Origin of the sequence: Paraburkholderia sp. CNPSo 3272 (assembly GCF_024206495.1) — a bacterium.
Lineage (GTDB): Bacteria > Pseudomonadota > Gammaproteobacteria > Burkholderiales > Burkholderiaceae > Paraburkholderia.
In genome coordinates this window covers 1-517 of record NZ_JAMBPQ010000123.1, presented here as the reverse complement: position 1 = coordinate 517, position 517 = coordinate 1, and the positions used below count along the sequence as shown (strand labels likewise).

Annotated in this window: 1 pseudogene; it reads right to left on the bottom strand. The window is 66.2% G+C overall.

Features of this window, described 5'->3' with window-relative positions:
* Window positions 1-517, bottom strand: a pseudogene (locus M3I53_RS38105) (heme utilization protein); the annotation flags it as partial.

The following is a 517-nucleotide window of genomic DNA, read 5'->3' as shown; positions in this document are numbered from 1 at the left end:
GCCGAACCCAGACCGTTCACAACCTGGTTAGTGCTCAGCGCCTTGATGTCAGCCGAACCCAGCTGCTGGACCTGGCTCGAAATCAGGCTCGACAGCTGGCCCGTGCTCAGACCGGCCACCTGACCCGTCGTCAGCGAGGCGATTGCCAGCGTTGCGAGCTGGGCCGTGCTCAGTGCGTTCAGCGCCGTCGTGGTCAGCGACTGCACCTGCGTGCTGGTCAGCGAGGCGATGCCTGCCGTGCCAAGACCGTTCACGAGCTGGCTCGTGCTCAGCGCCTTGAGGTCAGCCGAGTTCAGCTGTTGCACCTGCGTCGAGTTCAGCGCCGCGAGCTGGCCCGTGCTCAGACCCGAGACCTGGGCGCTCGTCAGCAGGTTCACCGACAGCGTCGCCAGCTGCGACGTCGTCAGCGCGTTGAGCGCCGTCGAGGTCAGCGACTGCACTTGCGACGACGTCAGCTGGCCAATGCCCGCCGAGCCCAGTGCCTGTACTTCTGCCGTGTTCAGCGCGTTCAGGTCCG